Source organism: Bradyrhizobium sp. 142 (assembly GCF_023074015.1).
GTDB lineage: Bacteria > Pseudomonadota > Alphaproteobacteria > Rhizobiales > Xanthobacteraceae > Bradyrhizobium.
In genome coordinates, this window is sequence record NZ_JADPKQ010000028.1 from 1 (window position 1) to 16,267 (window position 16,267).

11 protein-coding genes and 3 pseudogenes are annotated in these 16,267 nt (G+C 61.8%); 2 read left to right on the forward strand and 12 right to left on the reverse strand.

Going from position 1 to position 16,267, the window contains the following annotated elements; all coding sequences use genetic code 11:
- Positions 1-152 precede the first annotated feature (152 nt).
- Positions 153-335, forward strand: a pseudogene (locus IVA82_RS48870) (ROK family protein); the annotation flags it as partial.
- 30 nt (positions 336-365) lie between these two features.
- On the opposite strand, the pseudogene IVA82_RS02210 reads toward IVA82_RS48870, so the two are convergent.
- The 4 genes and pseudogenes from IVA82_RS02210 to IVA82_RS02225 all read right to left on the reverse strand — a co-directional run.
- Positions 366-2,138: pseudogene (locus IVA82_RS02210) on the reverse strand (caspase family protein); the annotation flags it as partial.
- A gap of 240 nt (positions 2,139-2,378) precedes the next feature.
- Positions 2,379-4,388 carry a tetratricopeptide repeat protein gene (locus tag IVA82_RS02215; protein WP_247390175.1) on the reverse strand — a complete coding sequence of 670 codons (2,010 nt, stop codon included), beginning with the start codon at positions 4,386-4,388 and terminating at the stop codon, positions 2,379-2,381.
- Between the two features lie 545 nt (positions 4,389-4,933).
- A complete protein-coding gene (locus tag IVA82_RS02220; protein ID WP_346658810.1) occupies positions 4,934-5,191 on the reverse strand; it encodes a DUF3551 domain-containing protein in 258 nt (85 codons plus the stop codon).
- A gap of 133 nt (positions 5,192-5,324) precedes the next feature.
- Positions 5,325-6,821 carry a porin gene (locus tag IVA82_RS02225; RefSeq protein ID WP_247390177.1) on the reverse strand — a complete coding sequence of 499 codons (1,497 nt, stop codon included), beginning with the start codon at positions 6,819-6,821 and terminating at the stop codon, positions 5,325-5,327.
- Positions 6,822-8,094: 1,273 nt separating this feature from the next.
- Here IVA82_RS02225 and IVA82_RS02230 point away from each other — a divergent pair.
- A pseudogene (locus IVA82_RS02230) lies at positions 8,095-8,349 on the forward strand (hypothetical protein); the annotation flags it as partial.
- 45 nt (positions 8,350-8,394) lie between these two features.
- On the opposite strand, the gene IVA82_RS02235 reads toward IVA82_RS02230, so the two are convergent.
- From IVA82_RS02235 to IVA82_RS02270, 8 genes are all read right to left on the reverse strand, one after another.
- Positions 8,395-9,438 carry a LacI family DNA-binding transcriptional regulator gene (locus IVA82_RS02235; RefSeq protein WP_247390179.1) on the reverse strand — a complete coding sequence of 348 codons (1,044 nt, stop codon included), beginning with the start codon at positions 9,436-9,438 and terminating at the stop codon, positions 8,395-8,397.
- Positions 9,435-10,079, reverse strand: coding sequence for a ThuA domain-containing protein (locus IVA82_RS02240; protein ID WP_148738948.1), 645 nt, complete (start codon positions 10,077-10,079; stop codon positions 9,435-9,437). The genes IVA82_RS02235 and IVA82_RS02240 overlap by 4 nt, the downstream gene beginning before the upstream one ends.
- 10 nt (positions 10,080-10,089) lie before the next feature.
- Positions 10,090-11,187 carry a Gfo/Idh/MocA family oxidoreductase gene (locus IVA82_RS02245; protein ID WP_247390181.1) on the reverse strand — a complete coding sequence of 366 codons (1,098 nt, stop codon included), beginning with the start codon at positions 11,185-11,187 and terminating at the stop codon, positions 10,090-10,092.
- A gap of 22 nt (positions 11,188-11,209) precedes the next feature.
- Positions 11,210-12,058: a carbohydrate ABC transporter permease gene (locus tag IVA82_RS02250; protein ID WP_247390182.1), complete on the reverse strand. Its 849-nt coding sequence runs from the start codon at positions 12,056-12,058 to the stop codon at positions 11,210-11,212.
- A complete protein-coding gene (locus IVA82_RS02255) occupies positions 12,051-12,986 on the reverse strand; it encodes a sugar ABC transporter permease (RefSeq protein WP_247390183.1) in 936 nt (311 codons plus the stop codon). Before IVA82_RS02255 ends, IVA82_RS02250 begins: the two co-directional genes overlap by 8 nt.
- Before the next feature lie 2 nt (positions 12,987-12,988).
- Positions 12,989-14,248, reverse strand: coding sequence for an extracellular solute-binding protein (locus tag IVA82_RS02260; RefSeq protein WP_247390184.1), 1,260 nt, complete (start codon positions 14,246-14,248; stop codon positions 12,989-12,991).
- A gap of 301 nt (positions 14,249-14,549) precedes the next feature.
- Positions 14,550-15,572, reverse strand: a complete 1,023-nt coding sequence (locus tag IVA82_RS02265; RefSeq protein ID WP_247390185.1) for a cellulase family glycosylhydrolase — start codon at positions 15,570-15,572, stop codon at positions 14,550-14,552.
- A gap of 11 nt (positions 15,573-15,583) precedes the next feature.
- A partial coding sequence (locus tag IVA82_RS02270; RefSeq protein WP_247493150.1) for an O-antigen ligase family protein occupies positions 15,584-16,267 on the reverse strand: 684 nt, incomplete at its 5' end.

Genomic DNA, 16,267 nt, shown 5'->3' on the forward strand with positions numbered 1-16,267 from the left:
TGGTGATCCCGGGACTGGGGCCGTCGCTGCGTGTGATGGGCACTCCGCGACGGCCCCAGTCCCTCCGATCCTGCGAGCAATGACGCAACCTCGGACCGGCCGACAGTCGGAGCTACATCCGTCAAGCGAAAGTAACATCCTCAGATGAGGCAATACGGGCATTCGACTTAATGCGCCGCGCCTATGAGGAGCGACTTGACCAGGCGGTATTGCCATGGCTGCTCAAGTCGACGGCGATTTATGTGCGTCCAAGCGAGTCGGGGGCAATTGTCGACGGCATGGTACGGCGAACGCTGCGGGTCGTAGACCGAAACCACATGGAAGCGACCGAATGAACACCGGCAGCTGAACCAAAATAGGGCTGCGGCGTTCGCATCTGCGCCATAGCCGCCCCCGCCGCGGTATTCCAGATGACAGCCGCGCTTCACCGGGCGGCAGATAAGGTCATCGCAATCAATCTGTCCGACGCCGCTGGAGGCACGGGCGCCAGAGCTGTTCGCCGTCGATTTTGCAGCCGCTTCCGCTGGTGGCCGATTCTGCCGCCCGTCGTCGCGACGCGAAGTCGCGGGCTTCGACGCTGCGGACTTGGCGGCGCGCTTCTTCTCGCATTCATTGTCATCGTTTAGCGCATAGCCGTCGCCGCAGACGATCTTGGTGCATTTTGTCGCCATCGGCCTTGAAGCCGTGCTCGCAGACCAGCGGGCAGACGCGCGACGGCTTGGCCTTGACGGTATCGAGCGCGTCGGTGCTCGCCATTTTCACGTCGAGCTTGGTGCCGGCGTAGCGATTGAACTGCGACAGCGAGCGCTGCGACGACGTGGTCCAGTTGCAATCCGCGGTGCCTGAGAAGCAGCCGACGCGGCCGAGTTCGGTCTGAACCGAGCGGTTGAGATCGGCCGCCGCAACCGCAGGCGTCAACGATGCAACGGCGGTACCGGCGGAGCTCGCCGTGCTGGCCGGCGCAGCATTCGGCGCCGCGGCAGCGAGGTTGACGCGCTGCTGTTCGGCCGCGGCCGCCTGCTGCTGCGCCTGCTCCTTGGCCTTCTGCGCGGCGAGCTGCGCCTGCTCGGCGGCTTTCGCATCTGCCGCGGCCTTGGCCTGCGCATCCTTCTGCGCGCCGAGAGCAGCACGACGATCGCGCTCGGCCTCGGCCTGCTTGGCTTTGTCGATCGCCGCCACATGCGCCTGTTCCGCCCCGATCTTCTCGAGCTGAAGCTTGGCGAGGCTCGCATAGAAGCCGTCGGGATGTTGGGTAAGGAAGGCGTCCCACGCCGGCCTGTTGCCGACCTGGAGCGCGAGCTCGTAGTCGCGGCGGATGTCGGCCTGCGGGTTCGGCGCGGACGCAGCCGCAGCCGTCATCTTGACCGGCACCAGCGGCACGTCGTCGCCGCCGAGCGATCCATACACGAACGGCTCCTGCTTGTTGGCCGTCGACTTGAGCACGTCATCGCGCACGAAGCCGAAGGCGCGGCAGACATCGAGGCCCGGCGTCGTCAGATGCTTCGACAGCGCGACGGTGAAGGGGCTGTTGGCGCCGTCGCCGTCCTGCGCCGTGAAGCCGGCCTTGGCCGAATAGGCGATCAGCGTGTTGGGGCTGGTTGGCTCGACTTGGGCCAGGCCGCGGCCGATGGCGCGCGAAGCGCAAACCGTGCGCTTCATGGTCTTGCCGAACGGATTGTCGCGGCAGGCGTCGAGGATCACCAGGCGAAGTTGCTTTGCGGGCTTGACTGCAACCAGGACGCGGTCGAGGAGAGCGCCTCGTCATAGACGTCGGTATCGCGCTCGAGCCTGGCGTCGACCGGGATCAGATAGTTCAGGCCTTCGACCTCGATGCCATGCCCGGCATAATAGACCACCGCGATGTCGGCATCACGGGAGGCATCGGCGAAGTCGCGCAGCACCCGCCGTGTGTCCAAGGCCGACAGGTCATGCCGGGAATCGACGACGTCGAAGCCGGCCTCCTTCAACGTCCTGGCCATCACCGAGCCGTCGTTGACCGGGTTCGTAAGCGAGGGCGCGTACTGATAGGCCGAGTTGGCAATCACCAGCGCGACGCGCTTTCCGGCAAAAGCGGGTTCGGCGCCGCACAGCAGTGCGGCAGCAAAGAGAAGCGGACAAAGTCTGAGCAGGTTGCGCATGACTGGCCTTCCTAGCAGGATCCGGATCGACCGCTGTGATCGAGGTCACGAAGAGCCTTCGCTTTGGAACCCATTCTGTTGGCCTCGCCAACGCCAGCGGTTCGCTCACAAGAACTCCATCACGCCGTGGTGACACCCACCTTAACTATGGAACCCGGCCCGAGGCCATTCAGCGCCAGGTGAAGATGAGAAAAGCCATGCAGCGACTGGCGACTGCGCTGCCAGATCGAGATAGCAGATTTAGACGGCAAACGAGGCCGGCGCTTCGCCAGCGCAATGCCGGCGCCACATTTCACTGAAAGCCTTTTCGATGTGTCGCGTCATGCCGACAGTATCGAAGAGAGGCCAAGACGTCCGATTCGTCGCCAGCTTGCTCTTGAGGGCGGTTCGAAGCTCGGAATCGTGCGCGATCCGAAGCGCCAAAGCTTCATATTCGTCCAGCGATCGCGTCACCAGCTCGGGAAGGCCGACAGCATTCAGGAGGCTGGCGGCAACACGTCCTGCAAAGGCGGTGCCGAGGCAGGTCACGACCGGCAAGCCAGCCCAAAGAGCGTCGCTGGCCGTGGTATGGGCGTTGTAGGGCAACGTGTCCAGGAACAGATCGGCGAGCTGGTGGCGCGCCAAGTGTTCGTCGGCAGCGACGGGTGGCGCGAACACGATCCTCTCGGCGGCGATGCCGCGCGCGACCGCTTCACGCCTCAGGTTCTCCCTGGCGATCGGGTCACCATCAAGCAGCCAAAGGACGCTGCCGGCCGTCTTGGTAAGCAGCCTCATCCAGACATCGAACAGCAGGGGCGTGATCTTGGACGTTCGGTTGAACGCGCAGTAGACAAACGCATCATCCGCCAGTCCGACCTTGTTCCGGGCCGGCGCATTTGGCAGGAGCGGTCGCCTGGCATCAGTCGCCTGATAGCTGCCGGGAAGATAGATTACCTTCTCGGCGTAATGCTGTTGCTCTGCTTCGGGAATGACGATCCGGTCGGCCATGATGTAGTCGATATATGAGGCGCCCATCGTGCCGGGGAAGCCGAGATAGTTGACCTGGATGGGAGCCGGCCGGCGCGCAAGGATTTTCGGCCGCGCACCGGTGGTGAAGCCTCCCAGATCGACGAGAATCTCAATGTCGAGCTGGCGTATCAGCTTGACCACGTCCTGGTCGGGAAGATGGCTGACGTCTTCCAAGCGTTCGAATGCTGCCTTCAGGCGGTTGCGCATCTCGCTGCGGTCATCCGGTCCGTAGGAGATGGCGCTGATGTCGAAGCGCTCGCGGTCGTGCTCCTCGAAAACTCCGGCCATCAAATTCGCGGTGGCGTGATTACGAAAATCGGCAGAGATGTACGCGACCCGCAGCCGGGAGACCGGCAACGGCGTTCTGGGGATCGCGGCACCTCGTTCCGAAGCGACCTTGGCGACAAATGTCTTCGCACAGGTCAATTGGTGTGCGGGAGACGACGAGGCATGAAAGAAGGTGAGCGGGTCGATCGCCACGCCGGATTCGACGGCCTCGTCCAGGGCGGCCTGTTCACGTTCGAAACTGCGCCAGTCGGCACGCTGCCGCCTGTAACCAACCAGCTTGCTCAACGCAAACGGGAAGGCCTTGTCCAGCGCGACCGTTCTTTCGAGCGCTCCGATCGCTTCGTCGTGTCGGCCCATCTGGGTAAGGACCTCAGACAAGAGGAAATGGTTGTGCGGATTCGACGGTGCAAGGTCGACGGCACTTTGGTAGCTGTCATGCGCTTCGTCGAGCTGACCGAGTTGCTGGAACGCACTGCCTCGGTTTGCGAACGCTGCGCTCGATGGCGCGATCGCAATGGCGCGATCAAACTCCGCGATCGCACCGTGAGGCTCCTTCCGTGCAAGCAGGATCGCTCCGCGATTGAGATGCGCATCGGCGAAGTTCGGCGACAGGGCAATCACTTTCGCAAGCCAAGCGAGCGCATCGTCTGTCTTGTCCAATGCACGCAGCACGTTGGCATAGTTGAAAAGAACGTGAGGATTGCCGGGGTCTGCGCGGGTAGCCTTCTTGAGCAATGGCTCGGCGTCCGCGAACTTGCCGCGCTGGGCGTGCAACAGCCCCAGCATATGGAGCGCGACGGGATGCGTTCTGCTTCCCTTCAGGATGGTCGTGTAGGCACGTTCCGCATCCGACAGATTGCCCGAACGGTGCGCCGCAATTGCCTGGTCCAGAATAGCCGACGGATGGAGTGAGGAGGGGGCCGAAGCTCCCTTGTTGCGGCTTTGCTGCGACATGTGATTGGGTTTCTGGACCCCGATGACGGGTCTGTTTTTGTGAACTGGCGCAAAAACTCTAGTCGCCTTTGCTGGGGAGGACAACGGCCGCGCCGCTCACGCTTCAAGGCACGAAACTACCGCGCGGGCGCCGAGATTTCGCGCGCGACAATATCGATGCCGGCCACCTCGATTGGCTTTTCGATCCCTCCCCCAGTAACACCACAATCCTAGGACTGGCCAATGTCGGCCCAGCTCGCCGCGGGAGCCCGTCCAGTGTGGGTCGAGATGTAGAACTCTTCCTTTGGAGTAAACGTCAGCCCCACTCGGGGCCCATTCAGGACCGAGGTGAATGTGAGAAGCCACTCTGGAATCGAGGCTGATTCGGCGCGGTGGAAGCAAGACTGATCGGAAGAACTCGATAGTTGATGGCGAGTCGGGACCGGCGTTTGTTCGACGGTCCGGGCCCGACTGGGTATAAATCGTACTGGAAGCAGGGTGATGTCCCATCACGTCTCGAGAAGGATGCATTCCCCGCGGCAACTGCAGTCGCCCGCAATGTGGACCTAGCGCGGACGCGGAGCGCGGTCTGGACGAGACGGCCCTGGCGCATAGGGGTTCACCAAGCACATGGCGGGAAGGCCCGCAGCAGTCGCTTTACACTCTTCCCACGAACTATACTGGCACCAGATTGTGGTGCTACCGCCCCACTCCCACCTCTGGAGGCAAATCGGATAATTGCCACTGAACTGTTGAGCCGCGGCTGGAGCGAGCGCAGACATTGTAATGCAGGCTATGACGAGAAAAGGAAGCGCGCGCATCATGTGACTCCGAGGATTGGCGGATCCTAACAGAGCCACAAACTTCGCGCGACAAGGGGGTTCAAGGTGATCCGCAAAAAAGTAGACCCCCAGCGATTTCGCTGGGGGTCTTTTGGTGTCGGCTCAGGACTGGTTTTTAGAAGGTCCGCTGAGCGCGGAGGAGCATTTGGAGCGAGTTCTGGTCCTTCAGCTCATAGACAGCTACCGGCTTGGCCGCAGCAGCAATGCCCGGGCTCGCGATCGTGCCCGAATACTTCTGGTCCAGATGCGAATAGCTCAAGTCTGCCGTGAAGGTCAGGTTCTTGACCGGGGTCCACGCAGTGTTGACACCGATGACCGCGAAGTTGAAGTCCGGGTTACAAGTCGCAGTGGCGGCGCCAAAAACGGCGACAAAGTTGCCGCAAATCAGGGCCTTGCCCGTATCGCCGTACTTCAACTGAGCATACGCACCGTAGATGCCGGACACCCAATTTGGATTCCAGTTGTGGGAATAACCACCCCGGAAGCCCCAGGTCTTGACGGTATCGATGCCAGTACCAACGCCGAAGACACCGTCAGCAAGACCGGCGAAACCGGTGCTCTGGTAGGCGATGCTGCTACCGCCGAACATGAAGAAGCTCTGCGGGAACAAGCTCTGGAAGTTATAGCGAGTCGCGCCGTCCGTGTAGACAGCCTGCAAGTTGATGCTGTCGCCAGCTCCAGTCGGGATGTTCTTGATGGACAACGCACCTTGAACCGCCCAGCCCCATTTGTCGGTAGGATGGCCTGTGGGTTCGGTCGCACCGTAGTAAGCGGCATGGAGCTCATGTGCGACAGCCGAGATCTGCGCCAGACCCCAGGCCTGATCGACACGGACCTGACCGACGATATCAGGAGAACGCGTGCCACCCCAATCGTTGTTACCGTAGGTGCCGGTTACGAACGCAGTCCCAGCAGCAGCCGTCGTGGCAAATGCCGTGTTCCAGAGGTTCGACTGGCCACCTGCCGACGTCGTCTCGTCCTGCACCGCGAGCGAACCGGTGATGCCCTGGCCGAAATCGGCCGTATAGGCAACCTGGTTGACGCCGGTCACGTGGTTGCTGCCGCCCGGAAGCGTATCAGGACCGCCAGCCGGATAGCTCTGCCACGGGGTGTCGAAGATCGAGACCGTGCGGCCGAACGTGAAGCCAGCGAACTGGATGAACGCGTGGTAGAGGCCGAGCGAGGCCGAACCGGTTGAGAACGCCGACGGGTTGCTGCCGGTGACGTTGGTTGTATCCCAGCTGAAGATCAGATCGGCGTAGGTGCGAACCACACCATACTCGGTCGCAGTGCGGGTATCGACGTTGAAGTCGAAACGAGCGCGGCCGAAATAGTAGTTGGTCAGACGGTTGTTCGACCCGCTGTTCGCGCTGGTGCTGCTCTGCTGGAAGCTATAGTCGCCTGCGCCGCCAAGAATCGCGTCAGCGCGCAGATAACCGCCCAGCTTGATGCAGGTATCGGTGCCCGGGATATAGTAGAACCCCGCACCGTAAAGCGAACAGATTCTCACGTATTCGACCGCTTTGGCCTTTACGGGAAGATCAGCCGCTTGTGCTCCGCCAACGGCGAGCAGCGCTGCCGCAGAACCGAGCAAAAGGCCCTTGAACTTCATGTTAACCTCCAAGTTGAGGCCTCGTACAAATCATCGTACAAAGCCGATTGAGCTACCCGCGAAAACTCGTTGAAAATCAACGCATCCTCGTAGTCCAAGTCTACTTAAGCGAAAGACTTAGACGGGACGACCTCGGGATGCCCCCCTCCGTCGCACCGGGATAAGAAACGATCGGACCTGATCAATCAATGATCGATTGCCTCGGTTTGGGCGGGGAACGGCCGTTTTTCAAGAATTGTTGCACAAATATCACGATCTCTTGAGGCAAGAGCATACGTCTAAGCTATTGAACTAATTATTCTTTTTAAGCGCTCAGAGAAGATTCGGCCGGAGCCGACCGAGGGGACGGTCTGGGGCTCGTTGCAGGCCCAACCTGTGTGCGGCGACTAGAACAGCCGGACCGAAAGCCATTTTGCGATGAGTCGCGAACTTGGTTCACTATCGTGATTTGTGGGCCGACATTCCGGCATCTATGCGGAGCTCACCCACTGTCGCTCATGGCCAATCGCGCGCTCCTGAAGGCGGGCGGCCCGCTGTGCCGCCGGCGCGGGTAACAGAGCGCTTCAAGCTGCGCTCACCCGACCACGCAGCGCCGACCGAGCGGAGCTTCTTCCGGATGTTCGGCATCGTTGCCGAATTCCACGGCGCGCGGACACAGATTCGAATTTTTGGAAATTAATTAAATAACCGCAGGCTCATTGCCGGAAGGCAACAGCTTGGCCGCCGCCTGGTTCGTATGGCTGCGCGGTACAGTTGCGAACTCCAGCTTGCTTCGGCACCGGGTAGGAGAACTGCGCTAGCTGCAAACTCTCCTGCTCTGCAGAATAGGAATGTTCACTCGCTACCCCGGTTGGCCCCTCAGCCAAGCAACTGGAGTTGTGAATGCGAAACACGATTTTATCGGTGTTGACGTGTGCCTTGCTCGCCGCTGCCTCCGTAAGTGGCGCTCACGCTCAAGGCACGGGCGGCGGAGCTGGTGGAGTCGGAACAGGAGCAGCAGCAGGGAGTGGAGCAGTAACTGGAACGGGCGGTGCGGCTGGGGGAACGGGAGGTACCACGGGAGCAGCCGGGGCCGGGAGCGCCGGCAGCGGCGTCGGCACCTCGGGCGCTGGGAACAGCGGATCAAGCAGATCCGCTGGAGGGCTTCAGAAAAATTCTATTCGGCCCGGCCAAGGCGAGGATCCCACCGGCCGCTAATGTCCTGAGTTGCCGAGTAGATGTCCGACAAGTCCAAACAAATCCGACGCACGCAGGTAGTGGACCGGTCGTGTTCGCTGGTGTCCGAGAGGCGTTCGGGCCGATTACCATCCTGGTCAATAACGCGGCCCGCGACGACCGTCATGCGATCGATGACGTTACGCCGGAGCACCGGGACGAGCGGATCGGATCTATGGCTGACGCCCGAAGGTGAGGCCGAAATCATGCAGCGCGCCAATGCCTCAAGCGCAAGCTCGTCCTCTTCTTCGTCGCCGACGGCAGCGGCGCCTGCACCAACCAGAACTACGTCGTCGATGGCGGCTGGGTCTAGCCATCTGCTACCCGAGCAAGGTGCGCATCGCCTACGATCTCGACGTTACGGCAGATTGTCTCGCAGGAAAATGTCGATCCGGATGCGCTCCTGGTCGGGGCTGATTGGCTCGCCCGAACAATGCGCGATCAGAACGCGCGCCGCAGACCGTGCTTCGTGGCCCGGATCCTGGTTGATGATCGCATCGAGGGTGCCGCGGACCAGGAAGCGCCGTGTGTACTGGGTCAGCTCATGGGCGATCCAGACCACCTCGCGGCCGCGACCCGAAGCCTCCAGCGCATCGGCGATGCCGCGGTTTCCAGCGCCGCAGCAGTAAATGCCGCGGAGATCGGTGTGGCGCGCCAGCAGCGCGGCAGTTAACTCCCGCGTGCGCTTGCTGTCGTCACGGCCCTCCATCACCGGCAGCGCGAGCAGGTTCGGGTACTCGCTGGACAGGATCTGGTTGAAGCCGAACTGCCGCTCGGTGTGATCGCGCAGCGCCAGCAACCCCGCGATGACGGCGACTGTCCCGTCGCGGCCAGCAAGGAAACGTCCCATCAGCGTTGCCGCAGTTCGCCCCGCGGCTGGATTGTCGATACCGACATAATGCAGGCGGCGCGAGCTCGGCGCGTCTGACACCAGGGTCACCACGGCGACCCCGCGCGCGGCGAGCTCGTCGATCGCGGCGCGCACCCTGGGATGGTCGAGTGCGATGACGGCGACGCCCTGATAGGCCGGCGACAGGTTTTCCAGCGCGCCGGCGAGCACGTCCGGATCGAACACGTCGACACGGAGGATATCTATGAAGCCGCGCTGGCCGGCAAGCCAGTCCGCGGTGCGCTGGACCTGCTCGGTCAGGTTGGTCATGAAGCTGTTGCTGCCGGCAGGCAGCACGAAGGCGAAGCGGAAGGTCTGCCCGCGCGCAAGCCGCGCGGCAGCAATGTCGGCGCGATAGCCGAGTTTTGCCACCGCAGCCTCGACACGCGCGACGGTCTTGGCCCGGACGCCCTCGCGCCGGTTGACGACGCGATCGACGGTCGCAAGCGAAACGCCCGCCGCGCGCGCGACGTCCTCGAGTGTGGCGCGGACCGCCGGCTGCGTCGCTGTCATTCGCGCGCCGCCCACAGCATGCCGCGGGTCATCAACGTACGGATCTCCGGTACGTCGAGCTCGTAGGCGCGATGGCCGAGCGAGGAATAAAACACCCTGCCCGCGCCGTATCGCTTCTTCCAGACCACCGGCATCACCACGCCCTCGATCCAAGATGCGTGCTCGCCGGTGAAGGTCGTCGTCGCCAACACCTCGTTGGCGGGGTCGACATGCATGTAGTATTGCTCGGAACGATGCTCGAAACTCTGCAGGCCTTTCATGATTGGATCATCCGGCTTCGTCACATCGACCTTGTAGTCGATGATGTTGCCGGGATGCGCGACCCACTGCCCGCCGCACAGGAACTGATAGTCGACGGAATCGCGGAACGCATCGCCCATGCCACCATGATGGCCGGCGAGCCCGACGCCGCTTTGCACCGCGGCGCAGAGATTTAGCGCCTCCGCCTTCTCGATCTTCGACATGGTGTAGATCGGGATGATCAGCGACAGATCGTGGATAGCGGGATCGGCGAACGCCGCCGTCGTGGTCTCGATCCGCACCTCGAAGCCTTCCGCCTTCAACCAGCCGCGGATCATCGAGGCGCAGAGATCCGGATCGTGGCCCGGCCAACCGCCCCATACAATCATTGCTTTACGCATGTGTCTGTCCTCAATCGATCTGTCCGGTTTCGCATCCGGCCGGCAGCATCGCCGGCCGCTCGACGCGGCTCTCGATCTTGACCCGCCGCCCTTCGTCGGCGGAGGTCTGGAACGCCTCCATCACCTCCAGCACATGGAACGCGAGCGCGCCGCTGGCACGATGCGGCCGATTGTTCAGGATCGCGCCTGCCATATCGGCGACGCCGATCGAGCGGAACTCGCCCTCAACGTGGCCGTGCGTCAGCGGCACCGTCTCCCATTCGCCGCCAGTCTTTGCCATCTGCACCTCGCCGCCGAACCGGTTCGGGTCCGGCACTAGCATGCTGCCCTTGTCGCCATAGATCTCGATTGGCGCGTGCCGGTGCTTCGGTACATCAAAGCTCATCGCGATCGAGACGACGGCCCCGCTCTCGAACTCGAGCATTCCCGCGACATGGGTCACAACCTCGACCGGGATCAGCGTGCCGTTCATCGGCTGGCTGGTGACCAGGCGCTCCGACTTCGGACGCGCGGTCGAGCCCATCACGCTCGCGACCGAGCCGAGCAGTTGCACGAGATCCGTGATGTAGTACGGGCCCATGTCAAGCATTGGCCCTCCGCCGCGCAAGTAATAGAATCCCGGCGCCGGATGCCAGCGCTCATGACCGGGACAGCCGAAGAAAGCGCTGCCCGCAACAGGCGTGCCGATCGCGCCGTCGTCAATCAGCTTGCGCGCGGTCTGGTGCCCGCCGCCAAGGAACGTGTCGGGCGCGCAACCGACGCGCAGGCTCTTCTGCGCGGCGAGATCCATCACCTTGCGGGCCTCCGCGACGTTGATGCCGAGCGGCTTCTCGGAATGAACATGCTTGCCGGCGTTCAGAACCGCGAGGCTGACGTCGGTGTGGGCGAGCGGCACCGTGAGGTTGATGACGATCTCGACGTCATCGCGTTTGAGCAATTGATCAACCCGCATCGCCGGCAGCCCGAAGGTGGCGCCCTGCCTCTCTGCGACATCGCTGCGCATGTCGGCGAGCGCCTTGATCTCCATGACCGGGAAGCGCTGGGCCGCCTTCAGATAGGCGGTGCTGATATTGCCGCAGCCGATGATTCCGACGCCTACTTTTCGCATTGCGATCTCCGTGAGGTACCGCTCATCCCTTGACCGCGCCTGCGGTGAGACCGGCGACGATGTGCTTCTGCGCCAGAAGGAAGAGGATAATCGTCGGCAGGATGGTGAGCGTGATGAAAGCCAGGATCAGATGCCACTCGGACGAATACTCGCCTTGATAAACCATGATGCCGAGCGGCCAGGGGTAGAGCGCGTCGGTATTGAGCATCACCAGCGGCAGCAGATAGGCATTCCAGCTGTTGACGAAGGTGATAGTCCCCACGGTCGCCAGGATCGGGCGGGACAACGGCAGCGTCACGTAGCGGAAGAATTTGATGTAGCTGCAGCCGTCGACCAGCGCGGCCTCGAGCAGTTCGTACGGAATGTCCTTGAAGAAGCGCCGCAGCAGCAGCACGCTCATGGCGAGGCTGAAGGCCACCTGCGGCAGTGCAACGCCAAAATAGGAATCGAGCAGCCCGAGGTCGCGCACCTTGATGAAGAGCGGCAGCACCGCCGTCGCCGCCGGAAACAGCAGGCCGAGCGTCAGATAGCTCAGCAGCATCGAGCTGCCGTAGAACTTGATATGGGCGAAGGTGAACGCCGCCATCGAGGCGACGACCAGGGTCAGCGTCACCGTGATCGTCGAAATGACCAGCGAGTTGCGCAAGAGTTGCCAGTAGCGCGCGGAGAACAGGATGTCGGCATAATTCTGCCACTCCCAGTGTCGGGGCAGGCCGAATGGATTGACGCGCAGTTCGCCGAGCGATTTGAAGCCGCCGAGCAAGGTCGCGAGCAGCGGCACCAGCACGAAGATAGCAACGACGGCGAGGAACGCCGCCTTGAACAGCACCGCGGAATCGAACGGCGCAGGAGTGGTCTCCACATTACTCATCGCGCATGAACCATCGCTTGTAGGTAATGGCAAAGGTCACGCAGATCACGAACAGGATGACACCGATGGCGCTGCCGTAGCCGACCCGCATGCGGGAGATGCCGTTATTGTAGAGGAAGCTCACCATCGTGTTCGAGGAGTCCGCAGGTCCGCCGCGCGTCAGCGGCATGACGAGGTCGAATAGCTGCAGCGAGCCGACGATGGCGAAGAACGCGGAGAGCCGGATCGTCGGATAGAGCAAGGGGATGACGACGTGGCGCAGGGTTTGCGATCGCGTCGCGCCATCGATGCGCGCGGCCTCGATCAGGGTCTTGTCGAAACTTTGGAGTGCCGCAATGAACAGCATCATGTGGAAGCCAAAGTACTTCCAGACGACCACGATCAGCACGGCCAGCATCGACGTGTTGGTCGAGGCGAGCAGGTGCGGTGGCTCGGCGCCGAAGGCGCGCCAGACCGAGGCAACCAAGCCGTAGTCCCCGTCATAGACGAAGCTGAAGATCAGCCCGGTCGCGATCTCGGCCAGTATATAGGGCATGAAAAACAGCATGCGCAGCGCCACCGCGCCGCGGAAACGCTCCGCCAGCATCAAAGCCAGGGTGAGCGCAAGCGGCAGCTGGATCGCAAGCGAGACAGCGATGATCAGTCCGTTGTTGCGCAGCGCGAGCCAGAAGGCGCGCGTCTCCAGCACGAAGAGGTAATTGTCGAAGCCAATCCAGTTCGTCGGCCTGCCGAACCCGTTCCAGTTGAAGGCCGAGTACCAGGCGGCCTCACCGACCGGCAGCACCACGAACAGCGTGAACAGCACCAATGCGGGTGGCAGGAACAGGATCAGGACCGTGAAGCGGCCGTCCCAGCGCGGCCCGCGAACTGCGAGCGGCGAGAGCGATGCAACGCCCATCGCCGGCGAGCCCGCAATCCGCCGTGACACTGTCAGTTACCCTGCTTCCACGCCGCTTGGATCGCTTTGGCGGCGTCCTGCGGGCTCATACTGCCGCCGGCGATCTCCGCGGTGACATCGTTGACGACGCGACCGACGGAGGGACCGAGGCTCTGGTCGTAGAAGTTCTGGTGGTAATTTGATTTCGCCAGATTGGCCGCGATCAGCTTCATGAAGGCGTTGTTGAGGCCGGCATCGGCGCCCTGCACGACGGGGATGATGAAGTTGCTTGCGGCAAGCCGCGTCTGCACGTCCTTGGAGATGAAGTATTTCAGGAAATCGACCGCCTCCTTTGGCGAATCCTTTGTGATCAGCCAGCCGGTGATGCCGCCGAGCGTATCGGTCGGCGCGCCCTTGCCGCCAGCAACGACCGGAAAATCGAACCAGCAGATATTGTCTTCGCTCAATCCAACCTTGTCGGCGGCGAGCGCGCGCTGCAAATGATAGACTGTGCTAATCGCAAGCGTCATCGCCGCCTTGCCGTCACCGAAATAGCCGACGGCCTGAGGGTTTTTGAAACCGAGGAAGCCGTTTTGGAACGGCTGGAGATCAACGAGCTGCTTGAACAGCTCGCCGGATTTTTGGAAGGTCTCGCCGGCGAAGCCGCCATTGTCGCCGCGCAGCGCTGCGTCGAACGCCGCCTTGCCGCCAATACGTACCGCAAGATGCGTCCAGTAGAAGTGCAGCGGCCATTTGTCGGCGCCGCCGACCACGATCGGCGTCACGCCCGCTGCCTTCAGCGTTTTCACCGCGGCGAGTAGATCGTCCCAGGTCTTGATCCCTGCAGGATCGACCTTGGCCTTGGCCATCAGCTCCTTGTTGCAGAGGAAGCCGACCTGCGAGAGCGCGGTGGGCAGGCCATAGACGCGGCCATTGCGCGTGAACGCGGCGAGCGCCGCAGGAGTGAGACTGTCGCTGTAACCCTTCACCTGATCGGTGATGTCGTCGAGGACTCCGGCCTCGATCTGGGTCTTCAAGACGCCGCCGGCCCAGCTGTAGATGATGTTCGGCCGGTCCCTGGATTGCAGGATGGTCGGCAGCTTGGCCTTGTAGGCCTCGTTCTCGAGGAACTGCATCTCGACCTTGACGCCCGGATGCGACGCCTCGTAGGCGCGCGCGACTTCCTCCCAGATCTTCACCTGGGCCGGGTTGGGCTCGATGTGCAGCCATTTCACAGTCGTGTCGGCTGCAGCGACGCTGATCCAAAGCAGGCATGCAGCAGCGGCGAGTCCCAGCTTCCCGAGCAGTCTCATCAGATCCTCCCGACCAGCTTCTATTCTTTGGCTGCAATCCTGCCTTCACTTTTTGAGGTGCGCAACTAAAATTCTGATATGCACACCTCACTTCGGGAGTGCTGAGGTGGCTGGGGCCTCCGGGAGAGTTGGACGCACCAGCAGCACGCCGCGGTGCTCGCCAGAGAACACCTCCTTGACCGGCGCCTTCGCGGCGCGGCAACGAGATCACGGTCAGGACCACGTGAACTTCACCCCGTGTGCGAAGCGGTCGCGTCGATTATTCTGCCGGAGGGATGGACGCGACCTGGAAAATTTCCGTTCAATGCACCGGCGGGATCAAGGCATGCAAGATGCCCGGCTTCCAGGTTTGACGCGCGCTATCGAAGGCCGCAAAATCATGGTCGAATTGCCAGTAGGCCCATGCCCAGCCAAACCGGTCCGCGCTTCGCGCCACGAACGACAGATATCTCATCCGGCTGTCGGATGGAGCCCGCTCGTACACTCCGAACTCGCCGAGATAAATGGGGCGTTTTTCTGTTTCGGACCAAATACGCATCTTCTCGAAATCGGCGGTAGCCTTCCGTTCGTCATCCGCAGTGCCCCAATCGAGCGGCCCGATCCGCGAAAACGTTCGGGACCACGGCGCGCCCTGATGCGTGAACCGTATCGGCGCGTAATAGTGGAACGTAACGATGAGGTTTCTGTCGTCGGGCGGCAGAACCAACTCCTCGACAGGCATTTCATCTACATTGAGAACGGCAGCAATGACCGTCCGCTCGGGGTTGGTGCGGCGGATGATCCCGAGACATTCATTGAGAAGCGCATTCCAGTTGGCGGACGTCATTTGTCCGCCTGGCTCATTGAGGACCTCGAAGGCAAGCGCCGGATATCTTCCGGCATAGCGCTCGGCGATTTGCCTCCAGAACGCCTTGAGCTTCACAGCGCATCCGGACACGTCGCGCTGGCAAATATGGGTATCGTGCTCGTCAAGGATAGGTGTGAGGTTCTGTGCAAGAACTTCTTCGATAACGGCATCCAGCCGCCTCAAGACGATCTCATCCAGCACATTCTCTGACCCCATGAACTTGAAGCCGAAGAAATTGATCCGAACATGCGAGAACCCGGCCTCTCTGATTGCAGTGAGGTTGTCCAGACGAAATGGTGCGTTCCGGCCCCCTTCCCAGACACCGTCGTAGCCAAGGATGTTGATGCCGCGCCCCAATTTTCCCGGGCCGAGCGCGGGACCCTGCCCAGCCGCGTAGGATTGGGAGAAGAGCGTGACGACGAATATTGCCACAGCGAGACCAAACGATATCGGCCAACGAGCACGAGTGGCGGTCATCCTGTTTCCGTTCATGATTGCTGCAGGTCTTCCTGTGGCACCGGCCTGCACACTGCGAAGAAGAATGCCAGGAGAAGCACCGACGTGAACATCGTCGAACGAAGGAACATCGTCTCCGTGAAATTGGTCTGAAAGCTGAGGACGACAAATCCGATGATGAGAGCGCCGTGGAAACGATTGATCGCCCGTGTGGCAATCAAATAGAGAACCTTGTTCGAGAACAGAAAGACGCTCGTGGTGAACAGCAGGTATCCAAATAATCCCGTTTCAATCGCTATCGCGATGTAGCCGCTGTGATAGTTGTCGAGCACCCAGCCATGGCTCTGCTCGAAATAGTCGTAGACTGACGGGAGCGTCCAGAACCCGTTGATGCCGAAGCCCAGCAGCGGCGCATCATTGAAATGGCTGATGGCGTACTGCCAGATGAAGGTCCGCTCGGTCAGATCGATGGTCGAGTCGCCGAGATGGATGGAATCGTATCCTGTTACATAGAAATACAGGATCAAAAGGGCGGCCAGGATGCACATGACGAATGGCAGCACCGCGTAAAGTCTCATGCAGCGGGTCGACCACAGCGAGGTAACAAGCAGTCCACCCGCGGCCAAGGCAACGGCGCCGGCGCCTCGTGATTCCGACGCGATGACGCAGGTCGACGCCAGCAGGAACATTACGAGAAATCCCGCCCACTGCTGCCC